The 21781-nt window shown below is 70.2% G+C and carries 19 protein-coding genes, 1 pseudogene and 1 riboswitch; of the genes and pseudogenes, 15 read left to right on the top strand and 5 right to left on the bottom strand.

What is annotated here, in order from left to right; all coding sequences use genetic code 11:
- Positions 1–130: 130 nt before the first annotated feature.
- Complete coding sequence (locus J1M64_RS17945; protein WP_120285489.1) at positions 131–1765, bottom strand: long-chain fatty acid--CoA ligase; 1635 nt, start codon at positions 1763–1765, stop codon at positions 131–133.
- A gap of 84 nt (positions 1766–1849) precedes the next feature.
- The gene (locus J1M64_RS17940; RefSeq protein ID WP_120285726.1) at positions 1850–2263 is read right to left on the bottom strand and encodes a carboxymuconolactone decarboxylase family protein; all 414 of its coding nucleotides are present in this window, start codon (positions 2261–2263) and stop codon (positions 1850–1852) included.
- 195 nt (positions 2264–2458) lie between these two features.
- A riboswitch (cobalamin riboswitch) is annotated at positions 2459–2519 on the top strand.
- A 112-nt stretch (positions 2520–2631) separates the two neighbouring features.
- Here J1M64_RS17940 and J1M64_RS17935 point away from each other — a divergent pair.
- The 4 genes and pseudogenes from J1M64_RS17935 to J1M64_RS17920 all read left to right on the top strand — a co-directional run.
- A complete protein-coding gene (locus J1M64_RS17935; protein ID WP_206475071.1) occupies positions 2632–3588 on the top strand; it encodes an ABC transporter substrate-binding protein in 957 nt (318 codons plus the stop codon).
- Entirely contained in the window at positions 3585–4613 is a 1029-nt protein-coding gene (locus J1M64_RS17930) for an iron ABC transporter permease (RefSeq protein ID WP_206475070.1), read from the top strand. Before J1M64_RS17935 ends, J1M64_RS17930 begins: the two co-directional genes overlap by 4 nt.
- Positions 4610–5485 (top strand): ABC transporter ATP-binding protein, encoded by an 876-nt coding sequence (locus J1M64_RS17925; RefSeq protein WP_206475069.1) that lies wholly within the window; start codon positions 4610–4612, stop codon positions 5483–5485. The genes J1M64_RS17930 and J1M64_RS17925 overlap by 4 nt, the downstream gene beginning before the upstream one ends.
- A pseudogene (locus tag J1M64_RS17920) lies at positions 5485–6285 on the top strand (MBL fold metallo-hydrolase); the annotation flags it as partial. The gene J1M64_RS17925 and the pseudogene J1M64_RS17920, both read left to right, overlap by 1 nt.
- A gap of 13 nt (positions 6286–6298) precedes the next feature.
- Here the strand turns inward: J1M64_RS17920 and J1M64_RS17915 are convergent.
- Together J1M64_RS17915 and J1M64_RS17910 are read right to left on the bottom strand one after the other, a co-directional pair.
- Positions 6299–6931: a TetR/AcrR family transcriptional regulator gene (locus J1M64_RS17915; RefSeq protein ID WP_206475067.1), complete on the bottom strand. Its 633-nt coding sequence runs from the start codon at positions 6929–6931 to the stop codon at positions 6299–6301.
- Positions 6924–9302, bottom strand: a complete 2379-nt coding sequence (locus J1M64_RS17910; protein WP_206475066.1) for an MMPL family transporter — start codon at positions 9300–9302, stop codon at positions 6924–6926. Before J1M64_RS17910 ends, J1M64_RS17915 begins: the two co-directional genes overlap by 8 nt.
- Positions 9303–9536: 234 nt before the next feature.
- On the opposite strand from J1M64_RS17910, the gene J1M64_RS17905 reads away from it, so the two are divergent.
- The 7 genes from J1M64_RS17905 (at position 9537) to J1M64_RS17875 (ending at position 16993) form a co-directional block, all read left to right on the top strand.
- Positions 9537–10931: an MBL fold metallo-hydrolase gene (locus tag J1M64_RS17905; protein WP_206475065.1), complete on the top strand. Its 1395-nt coding sequence runs from the start codon at positions 9537–9539 to the stop codon at positions 10929–10931.
- A gap of 119 nt (positions 10932–11050) precedes the next feature.
- On the top strand, positions 11051–11647 hold the full coding sequence (locus J1M64_RS17900) for a rhodanese-like domain-containing protein (protein ID WP_206475064.1): 597 nt from the start codon (positions 11051–11053) through the stop codon (positions 11645–11647).
- Between the two features lie 42 nt (positions 11648–11689).
- On the top strand, positions 11690–12571 hold the full coding sequence (locus tag J1M64_RS17895) for a sulfite exporter TauE/SafE family protein (RefSeq protein WP_206475063.1): 882 nt from the start codon (positions 11690–11692) through the stop codon (positions 12569–12571).
- Positions 12572–12645: 74 nt separating this feature from the next.
- Complete coding sequence (locus tag J1M64_RS17890) at positions 12646–13191, top strand: DUF421 domain-containing protein (RefSeq protein WP_206475062.1); 546 nt, start codon at positions 12646–12648, stop codon at positions 13189–13191.
- A 77-nt stretch (positions 13192–13268) separates the two neighbouring features.
- Positions 13269–14156, top strand: a complete 888-nt coding sequence (locus J1M64_RS17885; protein ID WP_206475061.1) for a hypothetical protein — start codon at positions 13269–13271, stop codon at positions 14154–14156.
- The gene (locus tag J1M64_RS17880; protein WP_206475060.1) at positions 14149–15924 is read left to right on the top strand and encodes a GMC oxidoreductase; all 1776 of its coding nucleotides are present in this window, start codon (positions 14149–14151) and stop codon (positions 15922–15924) included. The genes J1M64_RS17885 and J1M64_RS17880 overlap by 8 nt, the downstream gene beginning before the upstream one ends.
- 82 nt (positions 15925–16006) lie before the next feature.
- A complete protein-coding gene (locus tag J1M64_RS17875; RefSeq protein ID WP_206475059.1) occupies positions 16007–16993 on the top strand; it encodes a linear amide C-N hydrolase in 987 nt (328 codons plus the stop codon).
- An 81-nt stretch (positions 16994–17074) separates the two neighbouring features.
- Here J1M64_RS17875 and J1M64_RS17870 read toward each other — a convergent pair whose 3' ends face one another.
- Positions 17075–17944: an oxygenase MpaB family protein gene (locus J1M64_RS17870; RefSeq protein ID WP_206475058.1), complete on the bottom strand. Its 870-nt coding sequence runs from the start codon at positions 17942–17944 to the stop codon at positions 17075–17077.
- A 129-nt stretch (positions 17945–18073) separates the two neighbouring features.
- On the opposite strand from J1M64_RS17870, the gene J1M64_RS17865 reads away from it, so the two are divergent.
- From J1M64_RS17865 to J1M64_RS17850, 4 genes are all read left to right on the top strand, one after another.
- Entirely contained in the window at positions 18074–18877 is an 804-nt protein-coding gene (locus J1M64_RS17865; RefSeq protein ID WP_206475057.1) for a siderophore-interacting protein, read from the top strand.
- A 114-nt stretch (positions 18878–18991) separates the two neighbouring features.
- On the top strand, positions 18992–19975 hold the full coding sequence (locus J1M64_RS17860; protein ID WP_159148761.1) for an ABC transporter substrate-binding protein: 984 nt from the start codon (positions 18992–18994) through the stop codon (positions 19973–19975).
- Positions 19972–20946 carry an ABC transporter permease gene (locus J1M64_RS17855; protein WP_206475056.1) on the top strand — a complete coding sequence of 325 codons (975 nt, stop codon included), beginning with the start codon at positions 19972–19974 and terminating at the stop codon, positions 20944–20946. Before J1M64_RS17860 ends, J1M64_RS17855 begins: the two co-directional genes overlap by 4 nt.
- 2 nt (positions 20947–20948) lie before the next feature.
- Positions 20949–21740 (top strand): ABC transporter ATP-binding protein, encoded by a 792-nt coding sequence (locus J1M64_RS17850; protein WP_067712961.1) that lies wholly within the window; start codon positions 20949–20951, stop codon positions 21738–21740.
- Positions 21741–21781 lie beyond the last annotated feature (41 nt).

Genomic DNA, 21781 nt, shown 5'->3' with positions numbered 1-21781 from the left:
GGCACCGAGCACCGAGCACCGAGCACCGAGCAGCAAGTAGCGCAGAAGCAAGGGCCCGGGGGCGGCCATACCGCAATCCCGGGCCCTCCGCTGGCCGACGACGCGTTCCCGCGTTCGACCTTCCGCCTGCCTAGTTCTCCAGGGCGTTGACCACGGTGAGGTCGCCGTCGGAATGCGAGACGCGGATGCGCTTCTTGTCGAGCTTGCCGACCGAAGTCTTGGGGATCTCGTCGACGAACGCGAACTTCTCCGGCACCTGCCACTTGGCCATCCGCTCGGCCAGGTGATCGCGCAACTCCTCGACGCTCGGGTCGGGCACACCGTCCCTGACCACGATCGTGGCCAGCGGCCGCTCGTCCCACTTGGGATCCGGGATGCCGATCACCGCGGCCTCCGCCACGGACGGGTGCTCGAGCAGGTAGTTCTCGACCTCGACCGAGGAGATCCACTCGCCACCGGACTTGATGATGTCCTTGGCGCGGTCGGTGAGCTGGAGGAAGCCCTCCGGCTTGATGTAGCCCACGTCGCCGGTGCGCAGCCAGCCGTCGTCGAACTGATCCGAGTCGTCCACCTTGTAGTAGCTCCCGGTGATCCACGGTCCACGGACCTGCAGCTCGCCGACGGACTCCCCGTCCCAGGGCAGCTCCGTGCCGGCATCGTCAACGATCCGGGCCTCGACGCCGGCGAGCAGCCGCCCCTGGGTGAGACGCAGCTTGAACTGCTCGTCCTCCGGCAGGGACGCCTTCGGCCGGGACAGCGTGCCGATGGGCGAGGTCTCGGTCATGCCCCACGCATGGGTGATATTGATCCCGTACTTGTCCCGGAACTTGCGGATCAGTTCCGCCGGGCAGGAGCTGCCGCCCACGACGACGGAGCGGAAGCTCGACATGTCGATGGGATGGTCGACCGAGTACGCGTCGACCGCCATCCAGATGGTGGGCACGGCGGCCGCGAGGGTCGGGCGCTCACTGGCGATCATCGCCGCGAGCGGCTCCGGCTGCAGGAAACGCTCCGGCATGAGCAACGACGCCCCCACCATGAACGCGGCGTACGGCAGGCCCCACGACATGGCGTGGAACATCGGCACGATCGCCAGCACGTTGTCGTCGACCGAGATATCCATGCCGTCCGACATGCACACCTGCATCGAGTGCAGGTAGATCGAGCGATGCGAGTAGACGACGCCCTTCGGGTCGCCCGTGGTGCCCGAGGTGTAACACATCGCGGCGCCGTCGTTCTCGTCCACCTCCGGCCACTCGAACTCCGTGGGCTGCGCGGCGAGAAGCTCCTCGTAGTCATGCACCCGGATCCCCTCGGGGGCCTCCAGGTTCGCGGCGCCCCCACCGGTGACGAGGACGTGCTCGACCGTGGAGAACCGCGGCAGCAACGGCTGCAGCAGCGGGATCAGGGTCGGGTCGACGATGATGACCTTGTCCTCGGCGTGATTGGCCACGAACTCGAGCTGATCCGGGAACAGGCGGATGTTCAGGGGGTGCAGCACCGCGCCCATCGACGGGATCGCCAGGTACGCCTCCATGTGCTCGGAGTTGTTCCACTGGAACGTCGCGACCCGCTGGTCACCGTCAACCCCGAGGGAGCGCAGCGCATGGGCCAACTGAGCGGCGCGCTTGCCCAGGTCCCCGAAGGAGATCTTCCGTGGGCCCTGATCGGTCCAGGTGGTGATGACCGCATCGGAGTGGACGGTCGAGCCGAACTGCAGGATCGTGCTGATTTTCAGCTGCTCCGGCATCATCGTGCTGCGCATGGGGGCTCCTTGATCGAGGGGTGGCGTCTGTCACTCTGGGGACGAGACTACCTGCCGTCCACGACCTCCCCGGCCGATGTGCGACTACCCGTCGAGGTCGTCGAAGACGGCCTGGACGGTCCTCATCGCCGAGAGGGCCGCCGGCGCACCGCAGTACCCCGACGCGTGGATGACCGCCTCGGTGATCTCCTCGCGGGTCAACCCGTTGGTCAGCCCGCCGCGCACGTGCCCCGCCAGCTCGGCGTCCGCACGCAGTGCCACGAGCATCCCGATGTTGAGCAGGCTGCGGTCCCGGCGGCCCAGCCCGGGCCGGTTCCAAATGTTGCCCCACACGTTCTCGGTGACCACGTGCTGGATCGCCTCCGACGCCGTCCCGGCAGCCCGGTCCATGGCCCGGTCGACGAAGGCGTCGCTCATCACGTCGCGCCTGGTCGCGAAACCCTGCTCGCGCAGATCCGCGGCCGAAGGCCCCTCGCCTGCAGAACTCGTCGTCGTCATCTCCACGGTCCTCTCCCACTGCCGACAGATCTTGTGTCCATCCTCCCCGGACGAACGCCACCGCCTCCGCGCGCCCTCGGCCCACCTCGGACAGGGGCGGCGGCAGAGGCACGCAGATGGGCGGACGCGACGACGGGTGGGATACCCTCGACGGGTCCGGCCACCAGCGTCGGACCCCGCGGCAACTCGGCGGAAGTCGGTGCGAATCCGACGCTGTCCCGCAACTGTGATCCCGTCCGAGGACGGGCGAGCCAGGTCGGCCGGTTCCGCGGCAGCCGTACGTACTGACCTCGGACGAAGGACGGTGGCGTGCAGCGGCCACGGCCGCGGCCCGAGCTGTTTTCGTCCTCCGAATCACGGAGGATGCCATGCACCATCCACGAGCCCGCCGGGTACGAGCCCGCGCGCTGCTGCTCGCCCCCCTGGCCGCCCTGGCGCTGGTCGTCTCGGCGTGCAGCGGGACCGGCGGCGACGAGCCGACGTCGGCCGATCAGACCACCGCCGCGGCCGACGATCCGCAGGCGATCGTGTCGCTGGCCCCGGTCACCACCGAGATGCTCTACGCCGTCGGCGCCGGGGACCGGGTCGTGGCGGTCGACGAGCGCTCCGACTTCCCCGCCGGCGCCCCGGTCACCGACCTGTCCGGGTACACGCCCAACCTCGAGGCGATCCTGGGGTACGCACCGGATCTGGTGGTGCTCACCGACGACACCGGCGGCATCGTCGCCGGGCTCGAGCGCTCCGGCGTCGAGGTGCTCCAGCTGCCGGCCGCACAGACCCTGGACGACACCTACGCGCAGCTCGAACAGGTCGGCGCCGCCACCGGGCACATCGGCGAGGCCGCGGAGCTGGTGTCACGGATGCAGGTCGAGATCGACGAGATCGTCGCCTCCGTGCCGGAGCGCGAGACCCCGCTGACGTACTTCCACGAGCTCGACGACACCTACTACACCGTCACCGACGCCACCTACGTCGGCGAGGTGTACTCCCTGCTGGGCCTGACCTCCGTCGCCACCGGTGACGACCCGTACCCCCAGCTGTCGGAGGAGCTCATCCTCGAGGCCGACCCCGACCTGGTGTTCCTCGCCGACGGACAGTGCTGCGGCATCACCCCGGAGGTCGTCGCCGAGCGACCGGGGTGGGACGGGTTGACGGCCGTACGCGAGGGACGCGTCCACGTGGTCGACGAGGACCTGTCCAGCCGGTGGGGTCCGCGCATCGTGGACTTCATGCGCGAGGTCGCGGCGATCGTCTCGGCGGTGCCCGACGCCGCACCGGCCACGCCGAACACCGCGGGGGCGGCCGAGAGCCAGCCCACCTCATGACCCGCCCGTCGCCTCGCCACGCCCTGGTGCTCGGCGGGGCGACGCTGCTCCTGGGGGCCGCGGTCCTGCTGGGCACCCTCATCGGCCCGGCGGGGCTCACCCCGGGCGGCGTGGTGCTCGAGCTCGTCGGCCGGTTGCCGCTGGTCGAGGTCGACTCCGGGTTCACCGAGCGGCAGCAGGTCATCCTGTGGGAGATCCGTATCCCGCGGGTGGTGCTGGGGGCGGTCGTCGGCGCGATGCTGGCGATCGCCGGGGCCACCTACCAGGGCGTCTTCCGCAACCCACTCGCCGACCCGTACCTGCTGGGCGTGTCCAGCGGGGCGGGCCTGGGCGCGACCCTGGCGATCGTCGTGGGCGGTGCGATGGGATCGGCGATGGTGCCGCCCGCCGCGTTCGCCGGCGGCATGATCGCCGTACTGGCCACCTACACGCTGGGCCGCAGCGTCGGCGGCGGACGCAGCGAGGTCGTCATCATCCTCGCCGGCGTCGCGGTGGCCGCGTTCGCCAGCGCCGTCCAGACGTTCTTCATGCAGCGGCACGACGAGACCCTGCGCCAGGTGTACTCGTGGATGCTCGGCCGCCTCACGACCAGCGGTTGGTCCGACGTGCAGACGGTGCTGCCGTACGTGATCGTCTCGGTGGCGGTGATCGCCCTGTTCCGGCGCACCCTCGACGTCATGGCGGTCGGCGACACCGAGGCCGCGACGCTGGGGATCGCCCCGGCGCGCGTGCGGTTGGTCCTCATCAGCGTGGCCACGCTCGGCACGGCGGCGGTGGTGTCGGTGTCCGGTCTGATCGGGTTCGTGGGCATCGTCATCCCCCACGCGGTGCGCATGCTCATCGGGCCGGGTCACCGGCTGCTCCTGCCGGTGTCGTTGCTGGTCGGGGCCACGTTCCTCATCCTCGCCGACGTCGTCGCCCGGACCGCGATGAGCCCGGCCGAGCTGCCCATCGGTGTGGTGACGGCCGCGATCGGCGCCCCGTTCTTCCTCCTGGTCCTGCGTCGCAGCCGGGGGCACATATGAGCGCCACACCGTCCGCAGGGTCCGCAGGGTCCGCAGGGTCCGCGCCCGCCGCCCTGACCTGCCGTGACCTGCGGGTCACCCGCGACCGCACCGCCATCCTCCACGGCATCGACCTCACCGTGCCCGCCGGCTCCTGGGTGTCCCTCGTGGGCCCCAACGGGTCCGGCAAGACGACCCTGCTGTTCGCACTCGCCGGTCTCATCCCGGCCACCGGCCACATCGAGGTCGACGGGCTGACGCCGCGCCGGGCCGGACGCCGCCGGGTGGCGCGGACGGTCGCGATGATGCCGCAGCGCCCGGTCGTCCCCGAGGGGGTCACGGCGCGCGAACTGATCCACCTCGGTCGCACCCCCCACATCGCACGCTTCGGCACCGAGTCCGCCCACGACCGCGAGGTGGTCGAGCGGGTCATCGACCGCCTGGGGCTGCACGCCCTGGCCTCGCGCATCGCCACGACCCTGTCGGGGGGCGAGCTGCAGCGGGTGGTGCTGGGCCGCTCGCTCGCACAGGAACCGCGCGTGCTGCTGCTCGACGAGCCGACGAGCGCGCTGGACATCGGCCACCAGCAGCAGGTCCTCGACCTGGTGGACTCCATGCGCCGCGAGACCGGGCTGACCGTGGTGGCGGCGATGCACGACCTCACCTCGGCCGCTCACTACGGGCAGCGGTTGGTGCTGCTCGACGGGGGCCGTGTGGTGGCCGACGGTCCGCCCGAGGAGGTCCTCACCGCCGAGCGGGTGGCGCAGGTCTACGACGCGCGCGTGGAGGTCCTCGACCGCCGCGACGGTCGCGCCGTGCTGCCGCTGCGCGAGGCGGGCCCGGGCTCAGGAACCGGGCCCGGGACCGGGCGGACACCGCGGGCGGGTGCCTGATGGAGATCGTCCTGCTGGGGACCGGCGCCGCCGACGGCTGGCCCAACCCGTTCTGCTTGTGTTCCTCGTGCGACGGGGCACGCCGGCTCGGCGTGCTGCGCGGCCAGACCTCCGCGCTGGTCGACGACGAGTTGCTCATCGACTGCGGACCGGAGGCCCCCGGCTCGGCCGTGCGGCTCGGACGGTCTCTGGCGTCGGTCAGACATCTGCTCATCACGCATGCCCACGCCGACCATCTCGGCCCCCAGGCGCTGCTCTTCCGCTCGTGGGTCCCCGACGCCGGTGAGCTGGAGGTGGTCGGACCCGCGGACGCGCTCGAGTCGTGTCGACCCTGGGTGGGCCCGGACGACCCGGTGCGCTTCGTCCCGGTCGCCGCCGGGGACCGGCTCTCGGTGGGCGCGTACGAGGTGCGCGTGCTCCCCGCCCGGCACCGCGTCTTCCGCGACGGTGACGCGGTCCTCTACGACGTGACCGGGCCCGGCGGCACCCGCCTGCTGTGGGCGAGCGACACGGGGCCGTGGGACGAGGAGTGGTTCACCGCGGTGCGCGGGGCCCGCTTCGACGCGGTCTTCCTCGAGGAGACGCTGGGCGACCGCGAGGAGATCTCCCCCGCCCACCTAGGCCTGGCCCGGTTCGGCGCGATGCTCCGGCGACTCCGCGAGGTCGGGGCGGTCGATGAGCGGACCGACGTGGTGGCCGTCCATCTGGGCCACCACAACCCGCCGCCCGACCTCCTGGCCGGGCGGCTACGAGCGCACGGCGCGCGGGCGGGCGTCGACGGCGAGGTCGTCCGCTGCGGCTGACTCAGTCGCCCTAGATGAGCCGACCGGCGCCGTGCTGGAGCAGGTCGAACGCGTCGTCGAGGTAGGACTCCGGCGCGGCCACCGACCCGTGTTCGTCCGATCCACGTACATCATCGGCGGCCCCGGCTCCGCCCGGTCGGTGTCTGAGCACCGACGCCCCGGCGGCCAGGCTCAGGTCGACCATGACGCGGACCCGGAACCGGCTCAACCGCGGCGCGCGGCGCCCGACCGCCTCGTACAGCGGTTCCAGGATGTTCTCGGCGATGCTGGTCCGGGCGTCCGGACCGAGCATCAGGCCGATCTGTTCCCCCGCCACGAGGAGGTTCTCCGCGGCGTCGATGTCGTCCGCCGACCTCCCGTAGAGCTCGTGGAACGTCGCGCGCAGGATGTCCAGCGGCGACAGGTCCGCCGACGCCTGCTCGACCTGCCGCACCCACTCGCCGATCTGCTCGCGCAGGAAGTGCACGAACGCGTCCTCGCGGTGGGCGAAGTAGTTGTGGAACGTGCGGGTGGAGACCCCGGCGCGGCCGGCGATGGCCGAGACTGTCGCCCGCTCCGCCCCCTCGGCGACCAGCAGTTCCACTGCGGCCGCCGAGAGGCGGGTGCGGGTGTCGGCTTTCTTGCGCTCGCGCAGGCTAGGCATCGACGCGGGCCTTCTCACCACCGTCAGCGGATGCCACAGCGGAGCTCTCCTGCTGCCCGGTCTCCAGGGCGGAGCCCTCCACGTCGACGGTGGGGAGGATCTTGTCCAACCACCGCGGCAGGCCCCAGGCGCGCTCGCCGAGGAGGAACATCACCGCGGGGATGATGGTCATGCGGACGATGAAGGCGTCGAACAGCACGGCGACCGCCAGGGCGAAGCCCATCACCTTGATGAACTGCTCGTCGATCAACATGAACGCGGCGAAGACGCTGATCATGATCAGCGCCGCCGCGGTGACCACGCGGGCGCCGTGCTTGAAGCCGTTGGCGACCGCGTTGTGGGCGGTCTTGCCGTGGACCCAGCCCTCGCGCATGCGGGAGACCAGGAAGACCTGGTAGTCCATGGCGAGGCCGAACACGATGCCGATGAGCATGATGGGCAGGAAGCTGATGACCGGCTGCGGATCGGAGATGATGCCCAGCCAGCCCTCCTGCCAGATCGCGACGGTGATGCCGAAGGTCGCCGCCACCGACAGACCGAAGCCCAGGGCGGCGATCAGCGGCACCCAGATCGACCGGAACACCAGCATGAGCAGCACGAACGCGAGCGCGAGGACGATTCCGACATACGGCAGCAGCACCTCGGTCAGACGCTCGGAGATGTCCTCGTAGATCGGGGTGACGCCGGTGACGGAGTAGGTTCCCCCGGTCTCCTGCTCGAAGCCCTCGGCGCCGGACCGAATCTCCTCGAGGACGCTCGCGGCCCGCTCGTCGGTGGCACCGTACTCGGGGGTGATGAGCACCTGGGCGGCGTCACCGGCCTCGTTGGTCTCGATGATCTGGGCGTTCTCCACCCCGCCGAGCGCCTGGATGTCCTCCACTGCGGTGGCCCACGCGGCCGGACGGTCCTCCTCCGGCACCTGCAGGGTGTCGACGAGCGCGATCATCGGGGCGTTGCGTCCCGGGCCGAACGCCTCGTCCGTCATGTCGTACGCCATACGGTTCGGGGTGTCGGGGGCCATCGTGCCGTCGGACGGCATGGCCAGCCGCAGCTGCGCGGCCGGGATGGCGAGCAGGAGGAGCAGCAGGACACCAGCGCCCGCGAAGAGCACGGGACGGGCACGAATCCGGCGGACCCACGCCAGGCCCATCGTCGGCTTCTCGTCCTCCGGGTCGGGCGCCTTGACGCCCTTGATGCGGGCGGCGAAGAGCTTGGTGCCGACCGCGCCGAGGATGGCGGGCAGCAGCGTGATCGCGACCAGCACGGCGATCGCCACCGTCGCGGCAGCGGACAGCGCCATCGCGGTGAGGAACGGGATGTTGATGATCGACAGCGCCGCGAGGGCGATGAGGACGGTCAGTCCCGCGAAGACGACCGCGGATCCGGCCTTGCCGACCGCGAGCCCGGCGAGGTGGGCACGCTTGTGGGCGTCGATCGCCTTGAGCTTCTCGGCGAGTTCGGCGGGCTCGAGGTCGTTGCCGCCGATGTGTTTGACCAGCTCGGTGCGGAAGCGCGACACGATGAACAGCGCGTAGTCGATACCGACGGCCAGGCCGATCATGGACGCCAGGGTCGGCGTCATGGTGTTGATCGTGTCGGTGAAGGCGGTGGCGGCAAAGATGCCGCCGATGCCGATCCCGACGCCGATGACGCCCGTGAGCAGCGGCATGCCGGCGGCGATGAGCGAGCCGAAGGTGACCAGGAGGATCACGGCGGCGACCGCGATGCCGATGATCTCGCCGACGGCGCTGATCTCGGACATCTGGAAGGCGTTGCCGGAGTACGCGATCGTCAGGTCGCCCTCGTGCTCGGCGACGACCTCGGCGAAGGCCTCGCGGTCCTCGGCCTGCACGTCCATCGTGCTCTCGGCGTCGAACCGCACCTCGACCGTGCCGGTGCTCTCGTCCGGGCTGAGCGGGCTCAACGCGGCGATATCGGCCGCGATCTGCTCCTCGGCGATGCCCTGCTCGGCCTTGGCCGCGGTCAACTGCTCCGACAGCCCCTCGGCCGCGATCACCGGGCTGACCAGCGCGTCGGTCCCGGCGAGAAAGTCCAGGCCCTGCAGATCGGCGAGGAAGGCATCGACGTCCTCGGACACCGCCGGGTCGGTGAGGGTGCTGCCCTCGGGCGCCCCGATGACGACGGTCCCCGTCGGGGCGTCGAGCTGACTGCCCGCGCCGGCGAACCTCTCCTGCATCTCCTCCTGGGTCTCGATGGACTCCAGTCCCGGGATCGAGAAGGTGGTGCTGGTCTGCTGCGTCAGCGTGGCGGCGGCCGTGCCGACACCGACGATCAACAGCATCCAGGCTGCGATGAACCGCCATCTGAACAGATAGGCGGACCGCCCGATGCGGTAGAGGAATGACGCCATGCGCTGGCTCCTGGTGCGTAGGTGCATTTCGCGAACCCTCGCAGTTTTGCACGGCATCTGCACGATTGCACAGCCCGTGCAATCTTTTGTGGCGCAGAACACTCCCGAACGCCAAGCGCGGCGGCAGAGCGGCCACAACGACATACCCCCCAGGGTGCCTTGTGCATACCCCCCTGGGTATGTATTGTCGTGGCACACCCCGAAACAGGGAACCCGATCGACAAGGAGAGCAGCATGCTTCTCGAGCGCATCTACGACGAGGACCTCGCCCAGGCCGGCTACTTCATCGGCTGCCAGGCCAAGAACGAGGCGATGGTGGTGGACGCCCGCCGCGACGTCCGCGAGTACCTGGACCTGGCCGCGCGCCACGGCATGACGATCACAGGCGTCACCGAGACCCACATCCACGCCGACTACCTGTCCGGCACCCGCGAACTCGCGGAGGCCACCGGGGCGACCATGTACGTCTCCGGCGAGGGCGGCGACGACTGGCAGTACGGGTTCGAAGCGGAGCGCCTGCACCACGGTGACCAGCTCAAGCTGGGCAACATCACCGTCGAGGCCGTGCACACCCCGGGCCACACCCCGGAGCACCTGTCGTTCCTCATCACCGACGGCGCCTTCGCGGACAGCCCCGGATACATGCTGACCGGCGACTTCGTCTTCTCCGGAGACCTCGGCCGACCGGATCTGCTCGACGAGGCCGCGGGTGGGGTCGACACCCGCTTCGAGGGCGCCAAGCAGATCTTCCGCAGCCTGAAGGACTCCTTCGTCACCCTGCCGGACCACGTCCAGGTCTTCCCCGGCCACGGTTCGGGCAGCGCCTGTGGCAAGGCCCTCGGCGCGCTGCCGTCGACCAGCGTCGGCTACGAGCGCCGCTTCGCATGGTGGGCCGGGTACGTCGAGCGTGACGACGAGCAGGGCTTCATCGACGAGATGCTCGACGGACAGCCGGACGCGCACGCCTACTTCGGCCGCATGAAGCGGCAGAACAAGGAGGGCCCGGCGGTGCTGGGCGCACTGGCCCCGCTCCGCGAGTTCGGCACCACCGAGCTGGCCGACGCCCTCGAAGCGAACGAGGTCGTCGTCGTCGACACCCGTGGCCAGGACGAGGTCCACGCCGGCACCGTCCCCGGGGCGCTCAACATCCCCGGCGTCGACAAGGCGGCGTCCTTCGGCGCCTGGGTCTACGACCCCGAAAAGGAGGACACGCCCCTGGTGGTCCTGGCCGAGGACGTCGAGATGGCCGAGGCGCTGCGCGATCACCTGCTGCGCGTCGGAATCGACACGGTCACCGGATACACGACCACCTTCGAGGGTCTGCCGATGACGACCCCCGAGATGATCGGGCCGGACGAGCTCGCCTCGTTCGACGCCGCGATGGTGCTGGACGTGCGCAACAAGACCGAGCACTCCGACGGCCACATCCCGGGCTCCGAGCAGCTCAGCGGCGGCCGGGCGTTGTGGAACCTCGACCGGCTCCCGACCGACGGACCGATCGTGACCTACTGCCAGAGCGGCGTCCGCAACTCGGTCGCGGCCAGCGCCCTGCGTCGCGCCGGTTACCGCGTGGTCGAGCTCGAGGGCAGCTACGCCGCCTGGTCCGAGCGCAACCTCGCGACCGTCTGACCGGTCGCGCCCACACCCGGGGGCCGGACACCCGTCCGGCCCCCGGGTCCGGTGGCGCCCGGCGCCACCACCCCGACACCCCCACACACCCCGAACAGTCAAAGGACATCGCTTCACCCATGCTTTCCACGCTGACGAACGCCCCGACCATCGCTCCCGCCGATCTGCGAGAGGCGATGGACTCGGACACCCCGCCCACCGTCATCGACGTGCGCTCCGGGGCCGAGTTCTCCTCGGTGCACATCCGCGGCTCCTACAACGTGCCGCTGCCCCTGCTCGCCGAGCACGGCGAGGAGTTCGCCACCCGCCTGCCCGGCCAGGTCGTCCTCATCTGCCAGTCCGGCAACCGGGCCCGCCAGGCGAACGAGCGGCTCGAGTCCGTGGGCGTCGACCCCAACTCGGTGACCGTGCTCGACGGCGGCATCGCCGGCTACGAGGCCGCCGGCGGCGAGGTCATCCGCGGCAAGGGCGCCTGGGCGATGGACCGGCAGGTCCGCATGGTCGCCGGCTCGCTCGTCCTGGCCGGCGTCACCGCCTCCAAGGTCGTCTCCCCCAAGTTCGCCTACCTCGCCGGCGCCATCGGAGCCGGGCTGACCTACTCCGCGGCGAGCAACTCCTGCGCCATGGCCGCGGGCCTGTCGAAGATGCCGTGGAACCGTTCGGCCGACGAGCCGGGCCTCGGCGCCGTCCTGGACTCGCTGCCCACCCGCTCCTGACCGATCCCACCCCGGCGCCCCCGCCGGAGAAAGGCACCTGACATGGAGATCACCATGATCATCGTCGTGGCCCTGGCCGTCCTGGTCGGACTGTCCCTGGGCCTGCTCGGCGGGGGCGGTTCCATCCTCGTCGTCCCACTTCTCATCTACATCGGTGGGCTCGACCCCCGCGAGGCCATCGCGACCTCCCTGTTCGTCGTGGGCGCCACCTCACTCGTCAGCCTCGTCGGCCACGCCCGCAAGGGCAACGTCCAGTGGCGTACGGGACTGATCTTCGGCGCCGCCGGCATGGTGGGTGCGTTCCTCGGCGGACTGGCCGGCGGCTACATCCCCGGCACCGTCCTCATGGTCGCCTTCGCGGTCATGATGATCGCCACCGCCGGCGCCATGATCAAGGGACGCAAGGACCGCGACGGGCAGAGCAACGATCACCACCACCCGCTGTGGCGCATCCTGCTCGACGGCCTCGTCGTGGGCGCCGCGACCGGCCTGGTCGGCGCGGGCGGCGGCTTCCTCGTCGTCCCGGCCCTCGTCCTCCTGGCGGGCCTGCCGATGACCGCCGCCGTGGGCACCTCGCTGCTGGTCATCGCCATGAAGTCCTTCGCCGGGCTCGGTGGCTACCTCACCTCGGTGTCCCTGGACTGGCCGCTCGTCGCCGCGGTCACCGCCGCCGCCATCGCCGGCTCCTTTGTCGGTATCCGCCTCACCTCGGTGGTGCCGGAGAAGACGCTGCGCAAGGGCTTCGGGTTCTTCGTCCTGATCATGGGCGCCTTCGTCCTGTCCCAGGAGCTGCCCTTCCCCGCCGCGCCGATCATCCTCGGCATCGTGGGGGTCGTGGCCGCGTCCGCGGCGGTCTGCTGGTTCGCCGTAAGGGACCACTGCCCCCTGCGGTCCGCACCGCCGGCCGCCGCCAGCGTGGCCTGACACCGGTCCGGCCCGACGCCGGCAGACGATTCGCCCGGTTGCCCTCCCATCGCACCTCGCGCACGATGCGCGGCATGGACTCCACTCTGCTCTGGGACGGTTGGGAACCGATCGTCCACTCCGTTGTCATGGTCGTCTGCGGCTTCCTCGCCCTCGTCCTGATGCTCCGCGTGTCCGGTCCCCGCACGATGGCCAAGATGACACCCCTCGACTTCATCGTCGCCGTCAGCATCGGGTCGGCATTCGGTCGTACTCTCACGGCCACCTCCGTCCCCCTGGCCCAGACGGTCCTCGTCCTGGCGCTCCTCGTGGGGCTCCAGTGGCTCTTCGCCGCCGCCCGTGCCAGGTCATCACGGGTACGTACCCTTCTCGACCACCCGCCGGTCCTCCTCTACTACCAGGGACAGATGCAGCACCGGGCGCTCCGACGTCACAAGCTCCTCGAGGAGGACGTCCACACCGCCGCGCGGCAGTCCGGGAAGGGTTCACTCGCGGATGTCGCGGCCGTGATCCTCCAGCAGGACGGCAGCCTGGGCGCGATCGGCGACGCGGATCTCGGTGACGCCTCCAGCCTGCTCCCCTACACCGGTCGACCTGACAAGCGACATACAGACACATAAGAGAAATCTGTCACACCGATCGCGTGATGTCCATCACATAGCTAACGTTTGGCCCCCGGATACCCGAGGGGGCACAGATGGACCAGTTCAACCGGCGGAGATTCCTCGCCAGGGCATCGATGTTCGGGGCGTTCGTCAGCGCCGGAATCGCCCTACCCGGGGTGGTACCCCCGTCATCGGGCCTGGGCGGCACGGCGAACGCGCAGACCGGGAGCAACGCCATCGACGCGGTCGAGGCGTTCTCCCTCGACACCATGCGCGGACTGTGCGTCATGGTCATGCCCGGCCCGGACGACTGGTCACGGCAGCAGGGCACGCCGCGGACGGATCCCGGCCCCATCGAGGTCGGTGGCGGCGAGTTCATGAAGGACCTGTTCGACAACTACCTCGGTATGGGCGACCAACTCGCCCGGCCCCTGGCGCTCGGGATCGCCCAGGCACTGTCCGACCTGGGGATCCAGACCGGCCCCTTCCTCGGGCTGAGCGAACCCGACGGGCGGCGCATCGACCAGGTCCTGAGCTACGTCTACAGCGACCGGGTGCTCCCGCTCTCACTCCCCGTGGCGCTCCTGCTCAACACCGGCGCGCTGCTCGCCGCCCCGCCCGCGATCGCCGGTCCGCTGGGGTCGCCGTTCTCGCGGCTGTCGATCGGAGACAAGCTGCGGGTCCTGGAGGGGATCGAGGGGGCCGTTCCGCAGCTGGTCTCGATCATCGACGGCGCGCTCCCGGTCCCGCTGCGCGGCACGGCGTCGGGGTTCCTGAAGTTCGCCGGCGGCATCCTCCTCGAGGGAACGGCCTTCGGCGTGTACTCCGAACAGCACAACTACAACCCCGTGACCAGGACCGTCGAGCCACGGCCGGTCCCGTGGGACCTCACCGGATATCGACCGGACGGCCTCGTGGACGGCCACCCGGAGCTCCTCGGCTACTACCAGAATCGAACGGAGGTGCCGGCGGATGCGTGATGTCATCGTCATCGGCGCGGGAGGAGGCGGCCCGGTGGTCGCCGCGGAACTGGCGGGGCGCGGCCTGGACGTGCTCGTCCTGGAGGGCGGCCCACGCCAGGCCGACCCGTCCACCGAGTGGTCGCACGCGGAGAACGACGCCAACAACCCCAACAACGGGTTCCTGCGTTTCGGCCCGGAGGACCGGTCCAAGCCGGCGTGGTTCCGGGAGTGGACCACCAACATGTTCGTCTGGCAGCTGTCCGGCGTCGGCGGGACCACCCAGCACTACTACGGCAACAGCCCGCGCCCCATGCCCGGCGTCTTCCGCGGCTACACGGGAGCGGACGCCGCGGAGTACGACACCGGTCACCTCTTCCCGTTCACCTACGACGAGCTCGTCCCGTACCTCGAATGGGTCGAGGCGACGCTGCCCATCGAGACCGCCGCGATGGGGACCAAGGAGGCGCTGACCTTCCGGGGCTGCGAGAACTACGGCCTTCCCCTGCAGACCTCCAGGAACATCACCCGCAACGCCTACCGGCCGCAGCAGAACGCGATCCTCCAGCCCGGAGGCACCGCCGGCCGGACGGACGACTCCAACCTGCTCACCTTCCCGCAGGCCACCGGCTGCACCTTCTGCGGCCACTGCTTCCAGGGGTGCTACCTGCCCCGGCAGGCCCCGCGGAACCAGTTCGCCAAACGCTCGACCGACAACAGTTACGTCCCGCTCGGCCTGTCCGCCGACGCCGTCCGCCCCGGTGGTCGGGCCTTCGAGCTGCTCGCCAACAGCTTCGTCCAGTCGATCCGCCACGAGCAGGAGGGTGCACACACGGTCGCCCGGGGCGTGACGTGGCGCGACAACGCCACCGGGGAGATCTTCTCCGAGGACGCCCGGGTGGTGGTGCTCGCCGGTGGCGCCACCGAGAGTCCCCGACTGTGGTTCAACAGCGGACTCCCCAATCCCAACGACTGGGTGGGACGGGGGCACACCGACCACTTCTTCGACTGGGTGGTGGGCAGCTTCGACGAGTACACGGGGAACTCCAAGGGCGCCAACTCCTCGGCGCGGATGGACTTCCCCGGACGCGGCGGGATCGAGAACGTCGGTCTGGGTCCGGCGATCCAGGCCTTCTCCCTCTCTCTGTCCGATTCGGGCGCCCGCGGGTACTACGACAACGGCCGCGGGTTCACCGGCCCCTGGGACGGACCGGCGGGTCGCCTGGTGGGCAACGAGCTCAAGGACCTGATGATGGGCGGGATCGACAACCTGCTCAACTTCCTCGTGATCACCGACGACCACGTGGAGGCGGGCAACCGCGTCACCCCGTCCCTGTTCCCCGCCGACGAGAACGGCGCGCCCGCCAAGATCGACGTCTCGCTGCGCCGACGCACGCCACGGACCCTCGAGAACCGGGAATTCATGGTCCGACGCGCTGCCGAGATCATGCGCGCGGCCGGGGCGAAGAAGGTCTACCGGATGGACTGGGCGCCCCTGCTGCTGCACGTGCACTCGTCGATGCGGATGGGTGAGTCCGACCAGAACTCGGTGCTCGACTCCAACGCGGAGGCCCGGTGGGTCAAGCGGCTGTTCATCGCCGACAACTCGGCGCTGGCCAACTCGCTCGGCGGACCCAACCCCACGCTGACGACCCAGGCGCTCGCGACTCGCACCGCGGAGAAGATCTTCCAGATGTACTTCGACGGGGACCCGTGGGTTGCCGGGGAGGCGCCGGTCGTGAGCACCGACCCCCGCATCTCGGCCCGGATGCAGGAGCTCGGGCTGTAGGGCGGCCCTCGATCACCGTACCGACGGGTGGACGCCGTGATAATTTCTGCTTATCTACCGCCGAGGTGAGCGAAAGGCTTCCATGTGCACTCGAGCCCTCTGGTCTCCGTCCCCTGACACCGTCCTGACCGGGCGGACCATGGACTACGAGGTCGATCTGGCGACGAACCTGTGGGCGTTCCCGCGAGGGATGCAGCGGGACGGCTGTGTGGACGACTCCCTGACGTGGACCTCGAGGTACGGCAGTGTCGTGGCCGCCGCGTACGACCAGGCCAGTGCGGACGGACTCAACGAGGCCGGACTGGCCGGTCACCTCCTCTGGCTGGCGGAGTCCGACTACGGCGAGCGTGACGCCGATCGCCCGGCGCTCAGTGCGGCGGTGTGGGTGCAGTACATGCTGGACAACTTCGCCACCGTGGCGGAGGCCGTGGACTGGATGCGCAGCTCCCGGGTCCAGGTCAGGACGTCGGGCGATCCGGGCACGGGGCGGGCCGTCACAGTCCATCTCGCGTTGGATGACAGCACCGGGGACTCGGCGATCGTGGAGTACATCGACGGCGAGCCCCACATCTGGCACGACCGCGCGTACACCGTGATGACCAACTCCCCGCCCTTCGCCGAGCAACTCGAGCGACTCCGCGAGATCAGGGGATTCGGGGGCGAGCGGCCGCTGCCCGGCGGTTCGGACGCCGACGAGCGTTTCGCGCGCACCGCCTACTACCTCGACCGCCTCCCCGGCCCGGACGACCGGACCCTGGCCGTGGCCGAGATGCTCAGCGTGATCCGCAACGCCTCGCAGCCGTTCCGTGTGGCGGATCCGGATCAGCCGAACGCCTCCACCACCCTGTGGCGAACCGTCACCGACCTTTCCGACGGGGTCTACGTCTACGAGAGCACCCGCCGACCCAACATCGTGTGGGTGCGTCTGGATCATCTCGATCTGAGCGAGGGCGCGCCGGCCCGCCGTCTCGACCTGGTGGCGGACACCGGGCTGGAGGGCGGGTTGACCGGGGAGGTCAGCGGGCGGTTCGAGGCCCATGAGCCGATGGAATTCCTGCACGCGACCTGATCGCCTGCATCGGGCCGGTCGGGGCCGAGGGCCGGGGCCGAGGGCCGACCGCGGCCGAGGGCCGGCCAGCTCCGTCGGAATCTAGAACACGCTGATCCCCAGCCGGCGCCGGACCCTCAGGTCCGCGATGTTCAGGGCGTAGTACGCCCGGAGTGGTCGCGGGAAGACCTTCTCCAGTACCGAGGTGAGCGCGAGCACCATCCGTCGGCGGCGCAGGTCGCCGGCGGTGATCTCCCAGTGCATCTCGTCGCGGATCCGCCGGGGCACCGCGAACTTGGTCATGGACAGGTTCCACGGCCCGATCGTCTTGTGGGCCAGGGTGCCGAGCTGCTTCATCCGGACCTCGAGCACCCGGAAGTCGGCGAGCTTCTGCAGGTACTCGCGGACGGTGTCGTCGATCTCCACCGCCTCGAGCCCGTCGGCGAAGCGCTTCTCGTACTCGGCCCAGGTGGCCGGCCATCGCGCCTCGGGGACGTTGAGCGTCGTCCCCAGGGGTCGCGCCATCTCGATGATGCGGTCCAGCTCGGCCTCGGTGAGCGGGCCGTGCATCATCTGCCACTGGTCGGTGTAGTACCGCACCAGACACAGCGCCACCCAGAGTTGAGACCCGGCGTCATTGGCGTTGTAGCGCACCGGGCTGGATTCGGTGGAGGTCACCCGGGCGTGGATCCGGTGGACGGCCTCGTGGAAGAACCGGCGGTCGGAGTCGGAGCCGAGGGTGGCCACGGCGAGGTACTGGGCCGTGGTGCGTGCCCGCTTGATCGGGCGGAGGTCACCACGACCGCGATCCACCCTGCTCTGGACGACCCCGTGTCCCACGGCCGGGTTGGCCAACTGCATGACCACGTTGGCGACCGGGAGCCAGAAGGCCAGGTGGGTCGAGATGTCGGGCAGGTGCCGGATCGGCCGGCCCCGGCCTGTCGTGATGTCGGTCCGCGTGCCTGCGGTCATGCCCACTCTCCCACTAGCTTGATCACATATATCGTACATCGGGCCGCCTCGCTCGTTGGCCCCCACTCGCCGCGCCCGGAACATGCAAGGATAGGGTCACCTAACTAACCCAGGTCGAAGGAGAACGCCGTGACTCGCCCCCAGGCCCGCCCTCCGCTCACCCTCACGGTGCTGCGTACGGAGCCGGTTACCGCGCACCTCGTGCGGGTCGTCCTCGGCGGGGACGGCTTCGACTCGTTCGCCGCCCGCGCTGAGACGGACAGCTACGTCAAGCTCGAACTGCCCCACGCCGGGGAGACGGTCGTGCGCACGTACACCGTCCGGCGGGTCGACGCGGACGCGCGCGAGATCTGGATCGACTTCGTCGTCCACGGTGACGAGGGTGTCGCCGGTCCGTGGGCCCGGTCCGTCGCACCCGGCGCCCGGGTCGCGGTGCGCGGCCCCGGCGGCGGGTACCGGCCGGACCCGGAGGCGGATTTCCACCTGTTGGCAGGTGACGAGACCGCTGTGCCGGCGATTGCGGCGGCGTTGGAGTCGCTACCGGAGGACGCCACGGGTGCGGTGTTCCTCGAGGTGTCCGACGACGACGACGAGATCCTGATCACCGCGCCGGCGGGCGTGGAGATCACCTGGGTGCACCGCGGAACCTCCTCGGCGGACGCCGGCCCCGGGATGATCGACGGCGAGGCACCGCTGATCGACGCGGTCCGGGGCATGCCGTGGCCGGACGGGGACGTGCAGGCGTTCGTCCACGGCGAGGCCGAGACGGTGATGAAGCACCTGCGCCCCTATCTGCGCACCGAGCGCGGCATCCCCGCCGCACGGGCGTCGATCTCGGGATACTGGCGGCGTGGGCGCTCGGAGGAGGGCTTCCGCACCTGGAAGCGGCAGCTGGCGGAATCGGAGGAGGCGCCGCAGCAGCCCGTGAGGTGAGTCCGGGCTCACCATGCCCGGGCGACCCGGTAACCTCATGTGCCAGCACCGTTCGCATCCGGCCCCTCGCGTGAACACCGTGAGGCCCAGAAGGCACAGACAAGGGCATGGCATATGGCATTCTCACGCGCGAAGCTCATCACCGGACTGGTCGCCACCTCGGCACTCGTCCTCGCAGGTTGCTCGAGCGGTGGTGAGGACGACGCCGCCGGTGGTGGCGGCGAGTCCTACCGCATCGGCATCAACCAGCTCGTCCAGCACCCGGCCCTCGACTCCGCCACGGCCGGCTTCAAGGAGGCCTTCTCCGAGGCCGGCGTCGAGGTCGAGTTCGACGAGCAGAACGCCAACGGCGAGCAGGGCACCGCACTGACCATCGCCCAGCAGTTCGCCTCCGACGACCTGGACCTGGCCCTGGCCGTGGCCACCCCGGCCGCCCAGGCGATGGCGCAGAACATCACCGACGTGCCGCTGCTGTTCACCGCGGTGACCGACCCGGTCTCGGCGGAGCTGGTGGACTCGATGGAGGAGCCGGGCGCCAACGTCACGGGCACCTCGGACGCCGCCCCGATCGACAAGCAGCTCGAGCTGCTCAAGGAGATCGTCCCGGACGCCGAGCGCATCGGCATCGTCTACGCCTCCGGCGAGGTCAACTCGCAGGTCCAGGTGGATCAGGCCCGTGAGGCCGCGGGCCCGTTGGGCCTGGAGATCGAGACCCAGACCGTCACCACGGTCAACGAGATCCAGCAGGCCGTCGAGGCCCTCGGTGACGTCGACGCGATCTACGTCCCCACGGACAACATGGTCGTCTCGGGCATCGCCTCGCTGGTCCAGGTCGCCGAGAGCAAGCAGATCCCGGTGATCGCCGCGGAGTCGGGCACCGTCGAGGGCGGCGCCGTCGCCACCCTCGGCATCGATTACACCGAGCTGGGCCGCCAGACCGGCGAGATGGCCCTGCGCATCCTGCGCGACGGTGAGGACCCGGCCACCATGCCCGTGGAGACCGCCACCGAGTTCACCTACGTGGTCAACGAGGACGCCGCCGAGCGTCAGGGCGTGACGATCCCCGAGGACATCCTCGCCGAGGCTGAGAAGAAGTGATCGGGACCGTCGAGGTAGGCCTCATCTACGGGGTCATGGCGCTGGGGGTCTACCTGACCTTCCGCGTGCTCAACTTCCCCGACCTCACCGTCGACGGCAGTTTCACCACGGGCGCCGCGACGGCGGCCATGGGCATTCTCGCCGGCTGGAACCCGGTGCTCGCGACCCTCGCGGGTTTCGGCACCGGGTTCCTCGCCGGCACGGTCACGGGATTGCTGCACACCAAGGGCAAGATCGACGGCCTCCTCGCCGGTATCCTCACCATGATCGCGCTGTGGTCCGTCAACCTGCGGATCATGGACGGCGCGAACATCCCGCTGCTGCGCAGCGACACCGTGTTCACGCCCCTGAAGGACGCCGGCCTGCTGGGCGAGTGGCCCGGGGTGGCCATCCTCGCGTTCGTGGTCCTGCTGCTCGGGTTGGTCGTCCTGTGGTTCCTCACCACCGACCTCGGCCTGTCCATCCGTGCCACGGGCGACAACGGCCCCATGATCTCCTCGTTCGGCGTCTCGACCGACTTCACCAAGACCCTCACGTTGGCCCTGTCGAACGGGTTCGTGGGCATGTGCGGCGCGCTCATCGCCCAGTACCGCGGTTTCGCCGACATCTCGATGGGCATCGGCCTCATCCTCGTCGGCCTGGCCTCGGTGATCATCGGGCAGGCCATCCTCGGCCAGCGCAAGCTGCTGCTCGCGGTGCTCGCCGTGATCCTGGGCGCCCTGCTCTACCAGCTCATCATCTTCGCCGCCCTCCGCGTCGGCCTGGATCCCAACGACATGAAGGCCGTCACGGCCATCCTCGTCGTGGTCGCGCTGCTGCTGCCCCGCTGGAAGGGCGCGGGCGGACGCTTCGGACGCAAACCCACCACCCCGGTCGTCGCCAACGAACGTGCGGCGGCGGGAACCGGGACCGCCGTCGCCGCCGGACCCGAGTCCGCCGGCGCCGCCGCGACCGGCACCAAGGAGGCGTGACGATGCTGACCGTCACCGGAGTGTCCAAGACGTTCTTCCCCGGCACCGTGAACGAGCGCCGGGCGCTGCACGACCTCAGTCTCACGCTCGCCGAGGGCGACTTCGTCACGGTGATCGGTTCCAACGGCGCCGGCAAGTCGACACTGCTCAACGCCGTCTCCGGGCGGTTGCTCGCCGACAGCGGGAACATCGAGATCGACGGCACCAACGTCAACCGCCTGCCGCAGCACCGGCGCGCCAAGTACGTCGGCCGCGTCTTCCAGGACCCGCTCGCCGGGACCGCGCCCAACCTCACCATCGAGGAGAACCTGTCGCTCGCGTTGCTGCGCGGCCGCCGGCGGGGGCTCGGCCCGGGTCTGAGCAAGAAGCGCCGTGGCCGGTTCGCCGAGCAGCTCTCCATGCTGGAGCTCGGTCTCGAGGACCGGCTCACCGCCAAGGTCGGCCTGCTCTCGGGCGGCCAGCGGCAGGCGCTGTCCCTGCTCATGGCCGGGTTCACCCAGCCGCGCATCATGCTGCTCGACGAGCACACGGCGGCTCTCGACCCGCAGCGTGCGGAGCTGGTCACCACGATCACCGAGCGCATCGTCCGCGAGGGCGGTCTGACCACCCTCATGGTCACGCACAACATGGAGCAGGCCATCCGCCTGGGAAACCGGCTCATCATGATGCACGAGGGCCGGATCGTCTACGAGGCCGACGCCGCGACCAAGTCCGCGCTCACCGTGCAGGACCTGCTGCGCGAGTTCACCAACATCAAGGGCGCGACCCTGTCAGACCAGGCCTTCCTCGGCTGACCCGCCGAGCGCGCCCCGCGCCGGCGGCGACCCGACCAGGC

The organism is Dietzia sp. KRD202, from assembly GCF_017168155.1.
GTDB lineage: Bacteria > Actinomycetota > Actinomycetes > Mycobacteriales > Mycobacteriaceae > Dietzia > Dietzia kunjamensis.
Note: the sequence above shows the minus strand (reverse complement) of the source record. Positions and strands in the feature narration are given on the sequence as shown.

Coding starts and splice junctions, on each gene's coding strand:
- J1M64_RS17945 (WP_120285489.1), bottom strand. CDS start 1,765: ATGCGCAGCACGATGATGCCGGAGCAGCTGAAAATCAGCACGATCCTG.
- J1M64_RS17940 (WP_120285726.1), bottom strand. CDS start 2,263: ATGACGACGACGAGTTCTGCAGGCGAGGGGCCTTCGGCCGCGGATCTG.
- J1M64_RS17935 (WP_206475071.1), top strand. CDS start 2,632: ATGCACCATCCACGAGCCCGCCGGGTACGAGCCCGCGCGCTGCTGCTC.
- J1M64_RS17930 (WP_206475070.1), top strand. CDS start 3,585: ATGACCCGCCCGTCGCCTCGCCACGCCCTGGTGCTCGGCGGGGCGACG.
- J1M64_RS17925 (WP_206475069.1), top strand. CDS start 4,610: ATGAGCGCCACACCGTCCGCAGGGTCCGCAGGGTCCGCAGGGTCCGCG.
- J1M64_RS17915 (WP_206475067.1), bottom strand. CDS start 6,931: ATGCCTAGCCTGCGCGAGCGCAAGAAAGCCGACACCCGCACCCGCCTC.
- J1M64_RS17910 (WP_206475066.1), bottom strand. CDS start 9,302: ATGGCGTCATTCCTCTACCGCATCGGGCGGTCCGCCTATCTGTTCAGA.
- J1M64_RS17905 (WP_206475065.1), top strand. CDS start 9,537: ATGCTTCTCGAGCGCATCTACGACGAGGACCTCGCCCAGGCCGGCTAC.
- J1M64_RS17900 (WP_206475064.1), top strand. CDS start 11,051: ATGCTTTCCACGCTGACGAACGCCCCGACCATCGCTCCCGCCGATCTG.
- J1M64_RS17895 (WP_206475063.1), top strand. CDS start 11,690: ATGGAGATCACCATGATCATCGTCGTGGCCCTGGCCGTCCTGGTCGGA.
- J1M64_RS17890 (WP_206475062.1), top strand. CDS start 12,646: ATGGACTCCACTCTGCTCTGGGACGGTTGGGAACCGATCGTCCACTCC.
- J1M64_RS17885 (WP_206475061.1), top strand. CDS start 13,269: ATGGACCAGTTCAACCGGCGGAGATTCCTCGCCAGGGCATCGATGTTC.
- J1M64_RS17880 (WP_206475060.1), top strand. CDS start 14,149: ATGCGTGATGTCATCGTCATCGGCGCGGGAGGAGGCGGCCCGGTGGTC.
- J1M64_RS17875 (WP_206475059.1), top strand. CDS start 16,007: ATGTGCACTCGAGCCCTCTGGTCTCCGTCCCCTGACACCGTCCTGACC.
- J1M64_RS17870 (WP_206475058.1), bottom strand. CDS start 17,944: ATGACCGCAGGCACGCGGACCGACATCACGACAGGCCGGGGCCGGCCG.
- J1M64_RS17860 (WP_159148761.1), top strand. CDS start 18,992: ATGGCATTCTCACGCGCGAAGCTCATCACCGGACTGGTCGCCACCTCG.
- J1M64_RS17850 (WP_067712961.1), top strand. CDS start 20,949: ATGCTGACCGTCACCGGAGTGTCCAAGACGTTCTTCCCCGGCACCGTG.